The organism is Pseudolabrys sp. Root1462, from assembly GCF_001426945.1.
Taxonomy (GTDB): Bacteria; Pseudomonadota; Alphaproteobacteria; order Rhizobiales; family Xanthobacteraceae; genus Pseudolabrys.
On the sequence record NZ_LMFS01000001.1, the window covers coordinates 2,030,848 to 2,046,977 of the forward strand.

Annotated in this window: 21 protein-coding genes; 11 read left to right on the forward strand and 10 right to left on the reverse strand. The window is 64.6% G+C overall.

Annotation, left to right across the window (positions count from 1 at the left end):
- Window positions 1-121: 121 nt before the first annotated feature.
- From ASD45_RS09965 to ASD45_RS23015, 7 genes are all read left to right on the forward strand, one after another.
- The gene (locus tag ASD45_RS09965; RefSeq protein ID WP_056911349.1) at window positions 122-556 is read left to right on the forward strand and encodes a hypothetical protein; all 435 of its coding nucleotides are present in this window, start codon (window positions 122-124) and stop codon (window positions 554-556) included.
- A 207-nt stretch (window positions 557-763) separates the two neighbouring features.
- Window positions 764-1,012 (forward strand): hypothetical protein, encoded by a 249-nt coding sequence (locus tag ASD45_RS09970; RefSeq protein WP_156380793.1) that lies wholly within the window; start codon window positions 764-766, stop codon window positions 1,010-1,012.
- Window positions 1,013-1,131: 119 nt separating this feature from the next.
- Window positions 1,132-1,656 (forward strand): thiamine pyrophosphate-binding protein, encoded by a 525-nt coding sequence (locus ASD45_RS09975; RefSeq protein WP_056912690.1) that lies wholly within the window; start codon window positions 1,132-1,134, stop codon window positions 1,654-1,656.
- A gap of 11 nt (window positions 1,657-1,667) precedes the next feature.
- Window positions 1,668-2,297: a thiamine pyrophosphate-dependent enzyme gene (locus ASD45_RS09980; RefSeq protein ID WP_056911351.1), complete on the forward strand. Its 630-nt coding sequence runs from the start codon at window positions 1,668-1,670 to the stop codon at window positions 2,295-2,297.
- Between the two features lie 169 nt (window positions 2,298-2,466).
- A complete protein-coding gene (locus ASD45_RS23690; protein ID WP_056911352.1) occupies window positions 2,467-2,733 on the forward strand; it encodes a hypothetical protein in 267 nt (88 codons plus the stop codon).
- Between the two features lie 215 nt (window positions 2,734-2,948).
- On the forward strand, window positions 2,949-4,040 hold the full coding sequence (locus ASD45_RS23695) for a PAS domain-containing protein (protein WP_056911353.1): 1,092 nt from the start codon (window positions 2,949-2,951) through the stop codon (window positions 4,038-4,040).
- A 253-nt stretch (window positions 4,041-4,293) separates the two neighbouring features.
- Window positions 4,294-4,641: a ribbon-helix-helix domain-containing protein gene (locus ASD45_RS23015; RefSeq protein ID WP_244485275.1), complete on the forward strand. Its 348-nt coding sequence runs from the start codon at window positions 4,294-4,296 to the stop codon at window positions 4,639-4,641.
- Window positions 4,642-4,653: 12 nt separating this feature from the next.
- Here the strand turns inward: ASD45_RS23015 and ASD45_RS10000 are convergent, their stop codons facing one another.
- Complete coding sequence (locus tag ASD45_RS10000) at window positions 4,654-5,271, reverse strand: glutathione S-transferase family protein (protein ID WP_056911354.1); 618 nt, start codon at window positions 5,269-5,271, stop codon at window positions 4,654-4,656.
- A gap of 98 nt (window positions 5,272-5,369) precedes the next feature.
- Here ASD45_RS10000 and ASD45_RS10005 point away from each other — a divergent pair, with 98 nt between their 5' ends.
- Window positions 5,370-5,645: a GNAT family N-acetyltransferase gene (locus tag ASD45_RS10005; RefSeq protein ID WP_056911355.1), complete on the forward strand. Its 276-nt coding sequence runs from the start codon at window positions 5,370-5,372 to the stop codon at window positions 5,643-5,645.
- A 118-nt stretch (window positions 5,646-5,763) separates the two neighbouring features.
- The gene (locus ASD45_RS10010; RefSeq protein ID WP_056911356.1) at window positions 5,764-6,780 is read left to right on the forward strand and encodes a sterol desaturase family protein; all 1,017 of its coding nucleotides are present in this window, start codon (window positions 5,764-5,766) and stop codon (window positions 6,778-6,780) included.
- Here ASD45_RS10010 and ASD45_RS10015 read toward each other — a convergent pair whose 3' ends face one another.
- From ASD45_RS10015 to ASD45_RS10035, 5 genes are all read right to left on the reverse strand, one after another.
- A complete protein-coding gene (locus tag ASD45_RS10015) occupies window positions 6,781-7,359 on the reverse strand; it encodes an NAD(P)H-dependent oxidoreductase (protein ID WP_056911357.1) in 579 nt (192 codons plus the stop codon).
- 93 nt (window positions 7,360-7,452) lie between these two features.
- The gene (locus tag ASD45_RS10020; RefSeq protein WP_056911358.1) at window positions 7,453-8,160 is read right to left on the reverse strand and encodes an alpha/beta hydrolase; all 708 of its coding nucleotides are present in this window, start codon (window positions 8,158-8,160) and stop codon (window positions 7,453-7,455) included.
- Between the two features lie 15 nt (window positions 8,161-8,175).
- Window positions 8,176-9,048: a ferric reductase-like transmembrane domain-containing protein gene (locus ASD45_RS10025; protein ID WP_056911359.1), complete on the reverse strand. Its 873-nt coding sequence runs from the start codon at window positions 9,046-9,048 to the stop codon at window positions 8,176-8,178.
- Window positions 9,049-9,247: 199 nt separating this feature from the next.
- A complete protein-coding gene (gene croR / locus ASD45_RS10030; RefSeq protein WP_056911360.1) occupies window positions 9,248-9,703 on the reverse strand; it encodes a 3-hydroxybutyryl-CoA dehydratase in 456 nt (151 codons plus the stop codon).
- A 2-nt stretch (window positions 9,704-9,705) separates the two neighbouring features.
- Window positions 9,706-10,929, reverse strand: a complete 1,224-nt coding sequence (locus tag ASD45_RS10035) for an MFS transporter (RefSeq protein ID WP_244485277.1) — start codon at window positions 10,927-10,929, stop codon at window positions 9,706-9,708.
- A gap of 448 nt (window positions 10,930-11,377) precedes the next feature.
- Here ASD45_RS10035 and ASD45_RS23020 point away from each other — a divergent pair, with 448 nt between their 5' ends.
- Complete coding sequence (locus ASD45_RS23020; protein WP_082540950.1) at window positions 11,378-11,533, forward strand: DUF1127 domain-containing protein; 156 nt, start codon at window positions 11,378-11,380, stop codon at window positions 11,531-11,533.
- 94 nt (window positions 11,534-11,627) lie between these two features.
- Here ASD45_RS23020 and ASD45_RS10040 read toward each other — a convergent pair whose 3' ends face one another.
- On the reverse strand, window positions 11,628-12,251 hold the full coding sequence (locus tag ASD45_RS10040) for a hypothetical protein (RefSeq protein WP_082540757.1): 624 nt from the start codon (window positions 12,249-12,251) through the stop codon (window positions 11,628-11,630).
- A gap of 51 nt (window positions 12,252-12,302) precedes the next feature.
- Between ASD45_RS10040 and trmFO the strand changes: the two genes are divergently transcribed.
- Window positions 12,303-13,739: a methylenetetrahydrofolate--tRNA-(uracil(54)-C(5))-methyltransferase (FADH(2)-oxidizing) TrmFO gene (gene trmFO, locus ASD45_RS10045; RefSeq protein ID WP_056912692.1), complete on the forward strand. Its 1,437-nt coding sequence runs from the start codon at window positions 12,303-12,305 to the stop codon at window positions 13,737-13,739.
- Between the two features lie 65 nt (window positions 13,740-13,804).
- Here the strand turns inward: trmFO and ASD45_RS10050 are convergent, their stop codons facing one another.
- The 3 genes from ASD45_RS10050 to secF are packed head-to-tail and all read right to left on the reverse strand — an operon-like array spanning window position 13,805 to window position 16,130.
- Entirely contained in the window at window positions 13,805-14,656 is an 852-nt protein-coding gene (locus ASD45_RS10050; protein WP_056911362.1) for a phytoene/squalene synthase family protein, read from the reverse strand.
- A gap of 17 nt (window positions 14,657-14,673) precedes the next feature.
- Window positions 14,674-15,063 carry an MTH938/NDUFAF3 family protein gene (locus ASD45_RS10055; RefSeq protein ID WP_056911363.1) on the reverse strand — a complete coding sequence of 130 codons (390 nt, stop codon included), beginning with the start codon at window positions 15,061-15,063 and terminating at the stop codon, window positions 14,674-14,676.
- Window positions 15,064-15,065: 2 nt separating this feature from the next.
- Entirely contained in the window at window positions 15,066-16,130 is a 1,065-nt protein-coding gene (gene secF / locus ASD45_RS10060; protein WP_082540758.1) for a protein translocase subunit SecF, read from the reverse strand.

Consider the following 16,130-nt stretch of genomic DNA (forward strand, 5'->3'; position numbering starts at 1 on the left):
CAAGGCGGGGGCAAGAGGTCAAAGCCCGGGCGCATTTGCGCCGCGGCAACGCCGAAGCACGCCCGCAGACAACCGGCCCCCACGACTTTGCCCACGCAGCTAGGACCCAGGAGCTTTGCCCATGCCGACCGATCCCTCCGAACCGAGCCCGCATCTCGCCGATTACTATCGCGAACAGAACCTGATGCGCGACAAGCACGACACGGAGGCACGCCGCGCCGCCGAACTCAAGCAACAGCAACGCGCCCGCTTCGACCAGCTCACCGGCAAACTGCTCGACCGCGTCGACGGTCTGCTCGACCGGCTGCCCGCGCCGCAACAGAACACGGCAACGGCCGGCGATCTGTCGCTCGTCGCCGCGCGGCGCCAACTCGCGCACATCGTGCGCGCGCCGCAGATGTGTTCGCGCAAGCTGTGCCGCCGCACCAGGGCCTGCTGCGGCGAGCCGAAGCAATGCCTCGCCATCTATCTGCCGCTGTTGCCGCCGGCCAAGGTCGCCGAGCTTTCGCTCGACGGCCGCAAGACGCGGCGCGGCCGCGCCCGCAAGGCGGGATGATGCAGTGCGAAAGTGCGGCAGGTACTCCGCTGTCGCCGGCGCTTCATCGCACCGTCATCATGGCGTGCCTTGATGGCGCCTGCGGCGAAGTGTCAGCACCGCTGTTTGATCCAGCGCAACCGCCGCGTCCGTGTCGTTCGCTAGGGTTCCGCGAAACCGGGAAAGACACCTACAGGACCAGCCACGTCACGCATGATGGAGTCCGCCATGTCCGCCACGATGACACTCGCCGCCGCACCGAACGGCACGTTCCAGCGCGTCGTCTGCGACCGGTGCGGCGAGGCGCCGGTGGCGCCGGATCATGCCGACTATCTGAGCAAGCGCGGCATGATCCGTTACGGCTGGACCTGCGCCGGTTGCGGCCACCGCTTCGCCACCGAATGCCCGGCCGCCATCGGCCCGGAAGAGGAGCAGGAAGCGGTCAAGGCGTTCTGGCCGTCGCTGCTGGTCGGCTGAGCCCGCAACTGGCGCGCGCCGCCCGCCGCGGCTTGCATTATCCGCCGTTCGAAGGCACCAAAGCCGTCCTGACCGGCGCCGCGGGCTCGACCCCGTCGGCGTCCCCAGAAAGACGGCATATGGCGGAAACGGCTCCCTCGTCCTGGTTCGACATCGCGATCGCGGCGCTCAAGCGCAACGAGGTCAAACTCATCACCTACGTGCCGGATCGCGTGCTGGCGCCGCTGATCAAGGGCCTGCAGGCCGATCCCTATTTCGAGGTCATCGTCGCGACCCGCGAGGAAGAAGCGGCCGGTATCGTCACCGGCGCCTGGATGGGCGGCGTGCGCGGCGCGGTGCTGATGCAGACCAGCGGCTTTGCCACGCTGCCCAATGTCATCGCCTCGCTGCTGGTGCCGTACCAGGTCCCGGCAATCCTCATCGTCTCGGAGCGCGGCACGCTCGGCGAATTCAATGTCGGCCAGGCCCTGGTCTGCCGCACCATGCGCCCGGTGCTGGAGTCGCTCGCCACCGAGCATCACACCGTGACGCGCATCGACGAGTTCGATTTCATTCTCGACCGCTCGATCAAGCAGGCGGTGATGACGCAGAGCCCGGCGACGTTGATCCTGTCGCCGCTGCTCACCGGCGGCAAGGTATTGTGAGCGAGCCCGGCATGACGCAGACCATCACCATCGGCAACGTCCCCGTTCAGGTCATGAACCGCTTCGACCTGTCGCAGCGCCTGGTTCGGCTGTTGAAGAACGACGAGGCCATCGTCGCCGGCATCGGCAACACCAATTTCGATCTGTGGGCGGCGGGCCGCCGGCCGCAGAACTTCTACATGCTCGGCAGTATGGGGCTGGCGTTTCCGATCGCGCTCGGCGTCGCCATCGCGCAGCCGCAGCGCCACGTCATCGGGCTCGAAGGCGACGGCTCACTGCTGATGCAGCTCGGCGCCCTCGCCACCATCGCCGCGCACAAGGCGCGCAATCTGACGATGATCGTCTGGGACAATCAGAGCTACCAGATCACCGGCAGCCAGCCGACTGCCACCGCCGGCGTCGCCGACATCGTCGATGTCGCGCGCGGCTGCGGCATCAAGCAGAGCCTGTGGGCGCGCTCGCCCGAGGATTTCGAGGCGCAGGTGACGAAAGCCATTGCCGGCGGCGAGAAGACGCTGATCGCAGCCAAGACCGACAATGACCAGCCGCACGGCCAGACCCACCGCGACCCGGTGCTGATCCGCGAGAACTTCATGCAGGGGCTGGGCGTGCGCAGCGCCACGACCTTCGCCGCCGATTAGGCCTGCGCGCCCGCGCGTGGCGGTATCGCCTTCCATTCACGCATGGTCTTGCGCCGGCGCGGCAATGCTCCCATCATATGCATAACACGTGAAGCATCACGCCTTTTGTGGCGCTCGCGGAATAAACAAGTCGCAAAGACAAAGCGAAACGAGGAAACGAGGTCGGCCCATGACGTCCCTGGCACGGGTGCAAATCGCTCTCCTGTTCTATTCGTGTTTCTGCGTCATCAGCTTCACCGCCGCGGTCTATGCCGCCACGCTGTTTCCGCCGATGATGCCGAACGCCGGCCTGTGGATCGCCGGCCTCACCGCCGCCGGCATGTTCGTCGGCGCGCCGCTCGCCTGGCTGGTCGGCAAGGCGCTGCCGCGCGAGTGGCGCAGCCCCCTGGTAGCCCGGCAGTCGCCGCTGGCGCACGAGCCGGCCCGCGAAATCTAGGCCGCCCGCCTCCCCATCCCCGCCCTTCAGCGGCCGGTTTTCGACCGGTCGCGTGTTTGTTTTATTGCGGTGCAAAACAAAATTTGTCGCACCGCATCGCTGAAAGGATAAATTTCGACAGCGGCGCTGACCTAATTACCACCCGCCCATCAGTTTTTGTTGCCGGGACTCTTGGTTTCTGCGACCCTGTTCGGGGCCGACGGCTGAGGGCGCTGATGCTGCTCCTATTTACCGGCGACAATGCTGTTCGCGACACTTTCCAGCTCGCGGAAGAAGTCGCGCATTTCGGCCTCTGGCAGGTCGATCTGGCGACCGGCGCCATGACCTGCTCGAGCAACATGCTGCGCCTCGTCGGGCTGTCGTCGCGAGCGCCTCGCGCCGATGGCGAGGCGATGCGCTTTTCCACGCTGGAGCAGGTCACGCATCCCGACGACATGCCGGTGATCGCCGAGATCCAGCACATCATCGCCGACGGCCTGCCCTTCGACCGCAATTTCCGGGTCATCCATCCCAACGGCCGGGTGCGCCATCTGTCGATCCATGGCGAGGTCGTGGTCGACGCCTCCGGCCGCAAGACCCGCGCCATCGGCGTGCTGGTGGATGTCACCCTCCATGCCGAAACCATGCGGGCCTCCCAGGTCGATTCCGAACGGGTCCGCGCCATCATGACGGCGATCGACGGCCGGCTCTGGACCGCCCGGTCGGACGGCTTCCGCACCGACCTCTTGCTGCGCAGCGCCAACAGCCGCTCCGTGCCCGGCACCTGGCTGGGCTTCAACTGGCTGACGCGGGTCCACCCCGACGACGTCGCCCGCGCCCGCACCGCCTGGGCGGAGGCGCCCCACCACGTCCGCAGCTTCACCCTGGACCTGCGCGTCCTCGGCGAGGACGACAGCTATCACTGGCGCCGGCATTACTGCTCGCCGATCGTCAATGACGACGGCTCGGTGCGCGAGTGGGTCGGCCTGTCGCTTCTGATCAATCAGGAACAGTCGGCCGTGCAAGCCGAACCCGGCATCCTCACCGCCGCGCAGATCAGGGCGGCGCGCGGCATTCTGAACTGGTCTGTGAAAGATCTCGCAGACCGCACCGGCATTTCGACCGGCGCGCTGCGGCGGATCGAGGCCCACGAAGGCTTCAACCGCGGCGCCGCCCCCGCCCTGCTGCTGATCAAGGACGCCCTGTCGGCCGGCGGCGTCGATTTTTTCGTCCTGCCGAGCGGCGAAGCCGGCGTTTTTCCAACGCGCAAGGAAAACCGGCTCAAGATCGTCGCCGAAAATGCGCGGCCGAAAAAAGTTTCGATCTAAACGCCCCCATGCCCCGGCACTATTTCGTCAAATCGAGCGACGCGACATTGCGTCGTGATCGAATTTGCCGGTGTTCCGCGTCCATGCGGTAAATCGCACCCGGCGCGACTTCACATTCTGACGTCGCGTTTCTCGGGCCGTCATATTTTCGTCATTGCCGTAATTTTCGCCGGCTAGCGCCGGTTCCATCCATCGATCAGATGTACCGCAACACGTCGGCGCGAGTCCGACCTCGATTGAATGGATGAGAAAAATGGATAGCGGTATTGTGAAACGATCGGTCCTGATCAAGGGCCGCAAGACCAGCGTCAGTCTCGAAGACGCGTTCTGGAATGCGCTGCGCAGCATCGCCGCCGAGCGGCAGGTATCGACGCCCTCGCTGCTGGCCGACATCGAAATGAACCGCGGCAATGCCAACCTGTCGTCCGCGGTTCGCCAGTTCGTGATCAACTACCTGCTGGCGATCAACGAGGAATATCGCAAGGCCCTCGCCAAGCAGGCTCAGGGCGGCACGCCGCAGGGCGCCGCCAACACCAACGGTCACCCGCAGAACGGTCCCGCTGCCGCCGTTGACATCCAGCGTCTCAGAGCCGCCAGCTGATCGGCTGCTCGCTCAGCGCGACGCCAGAGCCTTGTCTTTGGCGTCGGCGCGCTGTGCAGCCGGACGCGTTGCGATCCGCGCCGCATAAGCGGTGAATTCCGGTCGCTCCGGAAAGAGCTTGAACGTCATCCCCCAGCGCAGGTTGGCGCCGATCACGACATCGGCGGCGGTGAATTGCTCGCCCATCAGCCAAGGCCCCTTGGCGACCGCTTGCGCGATAACATTCATCGTCGTGTCGTAGTCGCCATAGCCGAGCATCGCCCGCCGCGGCTCTTCCTTGCGCGGCGCTGCGCGATCGATCGCCGCCGGCTCGAGACAACCCGGCCCGAAGAACAGCCACTTGAGATAGACGCCGCGCTGCGGCGTACCGATCGGCACATTCAAGCCTGCTTGCGGAAACTCGTCGGCGAGATAGGTGCAGATCGCCGCCACTTCGGTGATGATCGTCTCCTTGTGGCGCAACGCCGGCACCTTGCCCATCGGATTGATGGCCAGATAATCGGGCTGCCGGTTCTCGCCCTTCTCCAGGCTCAGCAGCTTGAGGTCGTAAGGCTGGCCTAGCTCTTCGAGCATCCACAGCGTGACCGACGAGCGCGACGGTGAGGCGTGATACAGCATGAGGTCGGTCATGGGAGATCTCCGGCATTGGCGAAGCAAGGCTTGGGCGTGATAGGCTGCCGTGCATCATATCGATTGCCCGCTCGGCTCGCCGCAGGAAACTTCCGCACATGCAATACGCCGTCACCGACAACAAGGACCGCCACCGCTTCGAACTTGAGGCTGACGGTCACCTTGCCTTCTCCGAGTACAAGCGCGAAGCCGGCATGATCACCATCGTTCACACCGAAGTGCCCAAGGAACTGGGTGGGCGCGGCATCGGCACCGCGCTGGCGCACGGCCTCATGGAACTGATCCGTGCCGAGGGCATCAAGGTGAAACCGTTGTGCCCGTTCGTGAAGGCCTATATCGACAAGCATCCGGAGTATTCCGGGCTCGTCGGGTAGACGGCGCCCCCACACACCGGCAACCTTCCGTTAAGCACAGCGCCGAGGCGGCCGGCCTAACGCTATCTTTACGTTTCGGTAAGACATTGGCCCGGATCGACGATCCCGGGAGCGTGTGTTGGACTTGGCCGCAGGCGTGCAATTTTTTCTCGGGCAGTGCGAGAAATTGCTGTTCTCGCTCGGTTCTCATTTCTCGCTGACGTCGCTCGGCATGGCTCTGCTCATCGCCACCGCGTTCTTTGCCGCACAGCGGCTCAGGCGCGGACGCAAGCTGCGCTGGCGCACGATCTGGCGTGCCCTGTTCCCGAAGCGGATCGTTGCGGCAAAATCGAACCAGGCCGACATCGGCTACATGTTTTTCAACGTCTTCGTTTTCGGCATCGTGTTCGGCTGGGCCGTGCTGTCTTACCAGACGATCTCGAACGGCGTCATGCAGGGCGCCGTCGCGCTGTTCGGACCGACAGAGCCGAGCATGGGGCCGTCATGGCTGCAGCGCACCGTCATCACCGTGATGCTGTTTCTGGCCTACGAGCTCGGCTACTGGTTCAATCACTGGCTCAGCCACAAGGTGCCGCTGCTATGGGAATTCCATAAGGTCCATCACAGCGCCGAGGTGCTGACGCCGCTGACCAATTTCCGCGTCCACCCGGTCTATGCCTGGATCTTCGCCAATATCCTCGCCTTCGCGGCGGCGATTGCCAATGGCGCTGGGCACTACTTGTTCGGGGCGACGTTGCCGCAATATGCGCTGTCCGACACCAACATGATCCTCGTGCTGTTCATCCACTCCTATGTGCATTTACAGCACTCGCATATGTGGATCGCGTTCCGCGGCGTATGGGGCCGCATTCTGATTTCGCCCGCGCACCATCAGGTGCATCACTCGGCCGATCCGCGGCACTTCAACAAGAACTTCGGAAGTTGTCTGGCGCTATGGGACTGGATGTTCGGCACGCTGTACATCCCGTCGAAACAACGGGAAGCGCTTGAATTCGGGGTGACCGACCATCGCGACGCCCACACGGTGAAGGGCGAACTGGTCAATCCGCTGATCGACGCAGCGGCGCATTTCAAACCGGTGTGGCCGGAGCGGAAGACCGCCGCGCTGCCGGCCGCAAGCCGCGAGCAGGCATAACTACTCCACCGCGTGGCCCATGGCTTCGACCGTGCGCAGCCATTCTTTGCGCTTGTCGTCGCCGACCGCCTCGATCGTGCCGAAGATGGTGGAACGGACCGGCTTGATGCCGATGAAATGCAAGATGTTGCGCTTCATCAGCTTGAGCGCGTGGGCGCCGAAGTACCAGCGGTAGAACCAGCCCGGCATGCCCATTGTCATGATGACATGGGCCGACTTGTTCTTGAACAGCTTCCAGCTCTCCCGGCCGCCGCTTCTCTGGATGCGGAGCAGATCGGGTTGCAGAATGCGTTCGATAAAGCCTTTCATGATGGCCGGCATGTCGCCGCACCACAGCGGAAAGATCAGCACGACGTGGCCTGCGGCGATGAAGGCTTCGCGGGCGGCCACGAGATCCGGCTCGAGCGGCTGCTCGTGACGATAGCCCTCACGCAGCACGGGTTCGAAATTCATCTCGCCGAGGACGAAGAGCCGCACCTCGTGACCAGAACTCTCGGCGCCGCGCTGATAGGCCCGCCCGATAGCCTCGCAATAGCTGTCCTGAAGCGGCGTACCGACGATGACGACAATCCGGGCCATTCCCTGCTCCGCCCTAAGTGCGCGTTGGGGCACGAAGGCGAGGCTATGAGGCGGGCGGCCGCCTTATCTTGATCTGGCGCAAAACGGGCGCCGTCACACTGCCAGTTTCGACAGCAGATCGGCGTAAGCCTCCGGCACGGTGATGTGCGGATTGTGGCTGGACCCGATCTCATGCGCGGTCCAGCCCGCTTCCTTCTGTACGCGCTCGTAGAACGGCCGGAACCGATCATCCGGCGTGTGCCTCGTGCAATAGATGTAATGCCGCGGCAGCGTCAATTCGCCGTTCTGGAATTTGAGCTTCTGCTCGAAGGTCTTCAGCGGCTGCGGGACGCGGCGCGGCGCGCACCAGGCCTGATCTTCGGCAGAGGTGTCGGCAGGCATCGGCCCGGGCGGAATGCGCCAGCCGTCGGCACTGTCCTTGGCGCCGGACTGGCGTTGAGCCCGCGTCGATTCAGGCATGCAGTCAAAAGCGCTTTGGCCATCGCGTGGCACGAAGGCATCGACATAGATCAGCTTGGCAATGCGGTCTCTGGCTCGGTCGGCAACGCCGGTCGCGACCATGCCGCCATACGAATGCCCGATCAGGCAGACGTCTCTCAGTTCGTTATAGAACAGGCAGGCCATCACATCGGTGATATGCGTCTCGAGATCGATGCCGGGATGCGCCAGATGACTGCGCTGACCGAGTCCAGTCAGCGTCGGAATGATGAGATGAATGCCGCGCGGCTCCAGCAGCGGATACATCTTCTTCCAGGCCCAGGCCGAACTCCACGCGCCATGCGCCACGACGGCAAATGTCATATCGTCCCCCGTCCTTTATTCAGCAGCGACCGGCCGCGACCGCGCCACCCGCGTGCCCCAGCGCGAACGCACGAAATCGAGCACCGTCACGGCGATGCCCGCCGCCAGAACTTCCCAGCCCGGCCGGATACCGATATCGAAGTCGAAGGCCGTGGCCAACACGCGCAGTGGCGAGATGTGGAATTCGATGGCAATGCCGATCGCCTCACCGGCGAATGTCAGCGCCGCGACAATGATGGCGAGAGCGAACAGGCTCAAAGTCGATAGCTCGTTTCGGTCCTGCCACCACGCCATCGCGCGATACGCGATGAGCCAGCCGAATAGCCCGGCGACGAAGATCGGCACCGTGACATCGGCCTTGGTCTGCTGGAAGTAGTGGATCAGCGCCAGCAGAGCGATGACGTAGATCGCCTGATGCAGCCGGCGCCAGCGCAGCCCGCCGAGTCTGCGCATCATCGTGTCGGTCGAGGTCGCCGCCAGCGCCGCCAACCCGATCCACGCGATGATGCCGATGATGAGATAGACCCGGTGCGTGATCTCGTGCACCACCTTGGCGAGATCATAGCCCTGATCGGCAATGTAGAGCGCCAGATGCGCGGCCGCGTAGCAGAACGTGCCAACGCCGATCATACGCCGCACATCAATGAGATTGCCGTAACGGCCGATGCGGCGGAATGGCGTGATCGCCAGCGTGACGCCGAGCAGCACCAGGGTCCAGAACCCGGCGCGATGGATCAGATCATTGAGCGGCCGCGCGCCGTGAGCGATGGCGCCGGCATCGACGAGGGCCTTCGCCAGCGGAAACAACAACAGCACGAGGGCGACGATACGCAGCGCCGAAACGCGGCCGCGGCGGTCGCGCCAAAGTTCAAAAGTCGAAACTCTCATCGCACTGCGCCTGACCTCACTCGCTGTCATAGGAAGGCGGTAGCACAAGGGCCCGGAGATAACCGCTAAAGCCTCCGTGAGCGGCCCGTGACCCGACGTCCTCCGCGTGCAGAACCTAGCATACGACGCGGGGCTGCCTTTTTCTCGCCCCAAGAGCATCCGCCTCGCAGGCCCTGATCGAACCTCGGGCTCGCGGGCGTCAAACGCGCGGCAACGGGCGGCCGCCCTGCTCTTTCGATGGCACCTTCACCCAGGCTTCGCCGTCAAGCACGACGTCGTCCCCGACCCGGCAGGTACAGGCCAGGCGGGCGCGGGACTTTTCGGGTAGCAGCTCGGCCACCGAGACGATGACATCGACGGTGTCGCCGATCTTCACCGGCGCGCGGAAGTTCAGAGTCTGCGAGATATAAATGGCGCCGGGGCCCGGCAGCCGCGTGCCGAGCACCGCCGAGATCAGGCTTGCGGTGTAGAGGCCGTGCGCGATGCGGGTGCCGAACGGCGTCTGCGCCGCGAAATGCTCCGATAGATGGATTGGATTGCGGTCGCCGCTGATTTCGGCAAAGCCGACCACATCCGACGACGATACCTGCTTGGACAGCTTCTCGGTCTGCCCGACAGTGAGATCTTCAAAATAGAGCGTTTGCAGCGGGAGCATTATTACCATTCCGTAGGTCGTTGCGCCCGGTACAAAAGCCACACCAAGCCGATCAGCACAACATTGATCAGGGCCAGCCCGGTCAATAAGCCGATGGTCGCATCGGCTCCGAACCGTTCGATCATCAGCGCGCCAGCCGATGGCGCCAAGGCCTGCACGATCAGGCTGGGAAAGGCAATTTTGCCCATCAGCCGCGGAAAACGGACCGGCCCGAACAGCGCGAGAGGCAGGGTGCCGCGGCCGACCCAAGAGATACCGTAACCGGCGCCGTAAATGAGAATGGTCAGGACCAGATACGGGAAGCCGCCGGCCAGCAGACCGAGTCCAAGCGCCATCAGCACGCAGCATCCGATCATGGTCCAGACGGGATGATACCCGGTGCCGAACAGTCGTTCGACAACACGAGCGCCAACCTGCGCCGGGCCGAACAGCGTGCCGTAGCTGACAGCCGCGGCTGCTGCGACGCCCTTCGCCTGAAGGAAGATCATGAAATGCACGATGACGATGGCACCGATGCCCGCGGCGAATGACAGGACCGTCGCGACGAGCGTGAATAGGAGCCGTTCGTTTCTGATCGGCGGCGACGCGCGCTGAACATCGGCGGATGTCTCGTCGCCCGTCGCGCGCGGCGGCGTCACCCGCTTTGGTGTCACCGTCAGTTGCAGCGGCAGCGCCAGCACGAGATGCAGCCCGGCATAGATGAGACAGGCTGTTCGCCAGCCGGTGTGTTCGATCATGAAGGCGCTGAGCGGCCAGCACACCGTACTCGAGAAACCGCCGAACAAGGTCAGGTTGGTGATGGGCCCACGCGCCGTATCGCCATAGCGCTGCCCCAGCGCTGCAAAGACCGCATCGTAAAGCCCGCTACCCATGCCGAGGCCCATCACCACCCAGGCGACGAGATAGATTGCCGTGTTGGGCGCAAAGGCGACGCCGGTCAGGCCTGCCGCGTTCAACAGTGAACTTGCGGCCAGGACTGGACGCGCGCCGTTCCGATCGATGAGGCGTCCAACCTGCGGCGAAATCAGACCCGCCACCATCAGGCCGATCGAGGTGCCTGAGACGACGATGCCCAGGGACCAACCGGTATCAGCGACAATCGGTGCAGCAAAGACCGCCGGAAAATAGAACGACGTTCCCCAGGCGAGGATCTGGACCACACCGAGCGCACTGACGACCAGACGGCGATCAAGATCGTCCGGCGATGGATTGGATACACCCTGCAAGACCTGCCCCCGGCCGGCACCCTATACAGTCCCGACACCGCCGGATATGAGCCCAAAGCCGGGGGAAACCGGCCCTCTTGTTGTTAACATGCGGTTAACGCATAGGTCGATATTGCGCCGCATCATAGAACGTGTCGCAAAACCGTCTGATTCACTGCCCCAGTTTCGCAAAGCTCGAAAAATTGGCCAAACCGGCACGTATTTGGCGCAGCGACGACGCAATCGGGTGCGGTGCACAAACGATGAGCACGAGTTTCCACTGCCTACCGGGCGGCCTTTTGTGGTTTCTACCATTTATGTCGGTATAACAGTGGCTTACGCCATGCAATTTTGCTTAGCTGCACCGCAACATTACTGCTTCTCATCTGGGCAAGGATGAGTATGTTTGCGGCACACCGATCGAGCAGAAGCCCTGATCGCAGAACCGAATAGCTAGAAAGAGATGACCATGTTTGCCGCCCTCGTCCGCTTCGTCCAGGAATGGAAGCGTTACAGCCGCAGCGTCCGCGAGCTCTCGCGCCTCGACGATCGCGAATTGGCCGATATCGGCCTGAACCGCTCGGAAATCGAGCGCGCTGCCTGGGGCGCCGCTCGCCAGGCCTAACTGCCGCAAGGTGGTTGAGCGGGGTATCGCTTCAGATATCCCAACTGACTAAACGCCCGCGACTTCGCGGGCGTTTCGATTCCGGGGACCGGCTTCAGTCCGACTCCATCCAGCGATCGAGCGTCATGATTTCCGGCGCCTGGCCATAGGCCCGCGTCCACGCATCGACCGACCATTTGACGCCTGTTTCCTTCTCCAGCAATACCGCCGTCGCATGCGGCGCCTTCAAATCGAAGATGTGGCCGCGGGCTTGGGGTGCGTCGACCGTGTGGTAGTGCAGCAGCCCCAGCTCCTGAAGCAGCAGCAGCAGTGACGTCGTGTTGCGGCTGGTGTCGATACAGTCGAACTGGCGCTTGTCGTACATGTATTCCCGATTGGCGCGGGCGACGTGCCCGGCCGTGCCAGCGACTTGGGCGATGCGCTTGTCGAACCAGGCCCCAGCCGCGGCCACAGCCTGACGCTCCTTCGCCGCGGAACCGCTTCCCCCCGCCATCAGCTTCTTGAGCGTGGCATGGTCGGCGGGGGTGAGGCCGAGCTCGGCGCGATATTGGCAGCCGAAGCCATGACACACGGTCATGAACGACGGCGTCGGCGGTGATATCGACAGTTCGCCATAAGCCGCCGCGGCTACGGCGGCTGCGTCCTGCCCGGCCGCGGCCGGCGCCGCCGCAACGAGCGAAAATGCCAGGGCCAGCGCGGCCCTCGTCCCTGAATTCATGCCAATACCCGCCATTGCCGCTCAAGCCGTGAGCGCCTAATGATCCTGCCTATGAGCAATCCCACAACCCCGGCCAAATTTCAGCCCATTCACATCGTCGGCGGTGGATTAGCCGGCTCCGAAGCCGCCTGGCAACTCGCCCGGGCCGGCATCCCCGTGATCCTGCATGAGATGCGGCCGCAGCGCGAGACACCGGCGCATAAAACCGACGGCTATGCGGAACTCGTCTGTTCCAACTCGTTCCGCTCCGACCACAAGGAGCACAATGCGGTCGGCCTGCTGCACGAGGAGATGCGCCGGCTCGGCTCGCTGATCATGCGCGCGGCCGACGGCCATCAAGTCCCCGCCGGCGGCGCGCTGGCGGTGGATCGCGACGGCTTCTCCGCGGCCGTCACCGCGGCGCTGCAAGCCGAACCGCTGATCACGCTCGAGCGCGGCGAAGTCGCGGTGCCGCCGGCCGACTGGGACAGCGTCATCATCGCCACCGGCCCGCTCACCTCGCCCGATCTCGCCGCCGCGATCGCGCAGCGCACCGGCGAGACGCAGCTCGCCTTCTTCGACGCCATCGCGCCGATCGTGCACGCTGACTCGATCGACATGGAGAAGGCCTGGTTCCAGTCGCGCTACGACAAGGCCGGCCCCGGCGGCTCCGGCGCCGACTACATCAACTGCCCGATGTCGCGCGAGCAATACGACGCCTTTGTCGAAGCGCTGATCGCCGGCGACAAGACCTCGTTCAAGGAGTGGGAAGCGAACACGCCCTACTTCAGCGGCTGCCTGCCGATCGAGGTGATGGCCGAGCGCGGCCGCGAGACCTTGCGCCACGGCCCGATGAAGCCGTTCGGCCTGACCAATCCGCGCTCGCCCGATGTGAAGTCCTACGCCGTCGTGCAACTGCGTCAGGACAACAAGCTCGGCACTCTGTTCAACATGGTCGGTTTCCAGACCAAGCTGAAGCATGGCGAGCAGGTGCGCATTTTCCGCACCATCCCGGGCCTCGAGAACGCCGACTTCGCGCGCCTCGGCGGCCTGCACCGCAATACGTTTCTCAATTCGCCGAAGCTGCTCGACGAGACGCTGCGGCTCAAGGCCTATCCAGCCTGGCGCTTTGCCGGTCAGATCACCGGCTGCGAAGGTTATGTCGAGAGCGCCGCGGTCGGCCTGATGGCGGCGCGCTTTGCCGCCGCCGAACGGCGCGGCGAGATGCTCGAGCCTCCGCCGCCGACCACGGCGCACGGCGCTCTCCTCGCGCACATCACCGGCGGCCATATCGAAACCATCGACGCCGGCACGTCATCGTTTCAGCCGATGAACATCAATTTCGGCCTGTTTCCGCCGATCGCCGATCCGGTTACGTACGACAAGGACGGCCGCAAGTTCGGCCGCGGCTCGGCGAAAAACCTTGCCCGCAAGGGCGCGCTGAGCGCCCGAGCGCTCGATGATCTCGCGCGGTGGATCGATGGCACACGCAGCGAGGCGGCGGAGTAGCTTCTCGGACGCGCTAAAATCCGCTCGTCCCCGCGGTCTGTGCGGTTGCTGCAGCGCGCCGATACTTACGCTTCGAATATCCTTCGCGGATTGCGCGCCGCCCGCCAGATCAGCCATTGCCGCGTCAGCGACGATAACGGCGCGACGTCGAACGGCTCGTAACCGCGGCGGTCCATCGGCCGCAGCGTCGGGCCGATCAGCGCCAGCGGCAGCAGCGCCGGCAGGATCAACTTCGGCACGTGCGGCACCTCCGAGCGCGCCGCCGCCATCTGCCGGCGCGCGTGCCGGCGCAACTCAGCCAGCGCCGATTTGAACGCATCGCTGACCTTGCCGGCATAGACCTCGTCGAGATCGACCTTATGGCGATCGAGCACCTCCAGCGGCACGAACATCTGCCGCCGCGACACGTGCTTGGCCAGGTTGGTCAGAATCCAGGTCACCGTCGCGGCGATGCCGGCGCCGCGCATCAGCATCATCGCATCGGGTCCGCCGCCGCCGAGCATCTCGATCGCGACGTCGAGCAGCGCCGACCGCGTCATCACCGCGTAGTTGTCGAGCACGTCCAGCGTGCCCATCGGGTCGTCGTAGAGGTCGAAGCTGTGCGCATCGACGATGCCGGTCAGGCGGTCCGGCTTGATGTTGCTGCGCCGGAGGCCGTCGATCAGCGCGGAGGCGACCGGGTGCGCCGCCGCCTCGCCGTCACGCTTGCCCTCCAGCACCTCGCGCCACCACTGCAGGCGGATCTCGCCCGGCATCGGCTCCCGCGCGACGTCGCGAACCCGAGCGATCTCGATGTCGAAGGCATAGAGCCCGAACAGCGCCGCGCGCTTATCCTCGGGCGCGAACAGGGTCGCGAGATAGCGGTCGCGGTCAGCCTCGCGCACCAGCGCAGCGCAATGATCGGCGGAACTCGGCATGGCGTGCGCCTTGTAACTTAGTCGACCGCGATCAGCCCAACGCCGGCGCGGCGGTTCTCGGCCAGCAGCACGTTATAGGTGCGGACGGCGGCGCCCGTCGTCATGACGTCAACCGATATCGAATGGTCGTGGAACAGGGCCCGCAGCCGTTGCGGCAGCAGCGCCGGATCGCGGCCGGCGCCGATCAGGAATACGTCGAGCGTCTCGCCCCGCGCGAAGACCTGCGCCAGCGTGCGTTCGCTGACATCGGCCATCGACGCCACCGGCCAGGCCCACATGCCGTCGGGAAAGCAGAGCAGCGAGCCGCGGTGCGACATGCCGCCGAACCGGAAGCCGCCATTGCCGTAAGCCTCGATCTGCGCTGGCGTCGGCAGATGCGGCGCATCGCTGCCGAGGTCATCCGCCATCGTCAGCGGCGGCCTTTGGGTTTCGGCTTGTTGGTGACCGAGGTCTTGCCGCCCGGCCGCTTCGCCGGCGTTTCGGCCACTTCGTCGCTGGGTGTGTCTTCGACGAACCGCGCCGGAATGGCATTCGGATTGACGATCTCCGGCTCCGGCTCCGCCGACAGCGCGTCGCGGCCGGTGCCGACACCGAGATAGATCAGGATCGGGGCGGCGATGAAGATCGACGTATAGGTGCCGACGAGCACGACGCCGAACATCATGGTGGCGGTGAACGAGTGGATCGCCTGGCCGCCGAACAGCAGCAACGCAAACAGCGCCAGCGTCACCGTGACGTGGGTGATGACCGAGCGCGACAGGGTCTGATTGACCGAGGCGTTGAGCAGGTCAGCCATCGGCATCTTCTTGTAGCGGCGCAGCATCTCGCGGATACGGTCGTAGATGACCACGGTATCGTTGAGCGAATAACCGAGAATGGTGAGCAGCGCCGCGATGCTGGTGAGGTCGAAATCGATCTGCGCCATCGACATGAAGCCGATGGTGAGCACCAGGTCGTGCACGTTGGCGATCATGGCGCCGAGCGCGAACTGCCACTCGAAGCGGAACCACAGGTAAATCAGAATGCAGAGGATGGCGAGGCCGAGGCCGATCACGCCATAGGACAACAGCTCGCCGGAGACACGCGGACCGACCACCTCGACGCGGCGATACTGGATCTGGTCGCCGAGCGCGGCCTTCACCTTGGTCACGGCCTGCTGCTGGGCGGCATCGCCGCCCGGCTGCTCGGCAACGCGGATCAGGACTTCGCTCGGGCCGCCGAACTGCTGCAACTGCACTTCGCCGAGGCCGAGAGCGCCAAGCGTGGCGCGCATCTTGGCGAGATCGGCGGGACCGGCAGTCTCGCGCACCTCCATCAAGGTGCCGCCCTTGAAGTCGATGCCGAAATTCAGGCCGTGGAAGAAATACAGCACGATCGCGATGATCGACAGCAAAGCCGACAGCGGAAAGCTGATGCGCCTGAAGCGCATGAAGTCGAACTTGGTGTTGTCGGGAACGATGCGGAGAAGACGCAT

What these genes read in the sequence shown, in the direction of transcription:
- ASD45_RS23015 (WP_244485275.1), top strand. Translation starts at nt 4,294, where the DNA reads ATGGATAGCGGTATTGTGAAACGATCGGTCCTGATCAAGGGCCGCAAG.
- croR (WP_056911360.1), bottom strand. Translation starts at nt 9,703, where the DNA reads ATGCTCCCGCTGCAAACGCTCTATTTTGAAGATCTCACTGTCGGGCAG.
- ASD45_RS10050 (WP_056911362.1), bottom strand. Translation starts at nt 14,656, where the DNA reads ATGCCGAGTTCCGCCGATCATTGCGCTGCGCTGGTGCGCGAGGCTGAC.
- ASD45_RS10025 (WP_056911359.1), bottom strand. Translation starts at nt 9,048, where the DNA reads ATGAGAGTTTCGACTTTTGAACTTTGGCGCGACCGCCGCGGCCGCGTT.
- ASD45_RS23695 (WP_056911353.1), top strand. Translation starts at nt 2,949, where the DNA reads ATGCTGCTCCTATTTACCGGCGACAATGCTGTTCGCGACACTTTCCAG.
- ASD45_RS10000 (WP_056911354.1), bottom strand. Translation starts at nt 5,271, where the DNA reads ATGACCGACCTCATGCTGTATCACGCCTCACCGTCGCGCTCGTCGGTC.
- ASD45_RS10020 (WP_056911358.1), bottom strand. Translation starts at nt 8,160, where the DNA reads ATGACATTTGCCGTCGTGGCGCATGGCGCGTGGAGTTCGGCCTGGGCC.
- ASD45_RS23690 (WP_056911352.1), top strand. Translation starts at nt 2,467, where the DNA reads ATGACGTCCCTGGCACGGGTGCAAATCGCTCTCCTGTTCTATTCGTGT.
- ASD45_RS09965 (WP_056911349.1), top strand. Translation starts at nt 122, where the DNA reads ATGCCGACCGATCCCTCCGAACCGAGCCCGCATCTCGCCGATTACTAT.
- ASD45_RS09975 (WP_056912690.1), top strand. Translation starts at nt 1,132, where the DNA reads ATGGCGGAAACGGCTCCCTCGTCCTGGTTCGACATCGCGATCGCGGCG.
- ASD45_RS10005 (WP_056911355.1), top strand. Translation starts at nt 5,370, where the DNA reads ATGCAATACGCCGTCACCGACAACAAGGACCGCCACCGCTTCGAACTT.
- ASD45_RS23020 (WP_082540950.1), top strand. Translation starts at nt 11,378, where the DNA reads ATGTTTGCCGCCCTCGTCCGCTTCGTCCAGGAATGGAAGCGTTACAGC.
- ASD45_RS10040 (WP_082540757.1), bottom strand. Translation starts at nt 12,251, where the DNA reads ATGAATTCAGGGACGAGGGCCGCGCTGGCCCTGGCATTTTCGCTCGTT.
- trmFO (WP_056912692.1), top strand. Translation starts at nt 12,303, where the DNA reads ATGAGCAATCCCACAACCCCGGCCAAATTTCAGCCCATTCACATCGTC.
- ASD45_RS09980 (WP_056911351.1), top strand. Translation starts at nt 1,668, where the DNA reads ATGACGCAGACCATCACCATCGGCAACGTCCCCGTTCAGGTCATGAAC.
- ASD45_RS09970 (WP_156380793.1), top strand. Translation starts at nt 764, where the DNA reads ATGTCCGCCACGATGACACTCGCCGCCGCACCGAACGGCACGTTCCAG.
- ASD45_RS10015 (WP_056911357.1), bottom strand. Translation starts at nt 7,359, where the DNA reads ATGGCCCGGATTGTCGTCATCGTCGGTACGCCGCTTCAGGACAGCTAT.
- ASD45_RS10055 (WP_056911363.1), bottom strand. Translation starts at nt 15,063, where the DNA reads ATGGCGGATGACCTCGGCAGCGATGCGCCGCATCTGCCGACGCCAGCG.
- secF (WP_082540758.1), bottom strand. Translation starts at nt 16,130, where the DNA reads ATGCGTCTTCTCCGCATCGTTCCCGACAACACCAAGTTCGACTTCATG.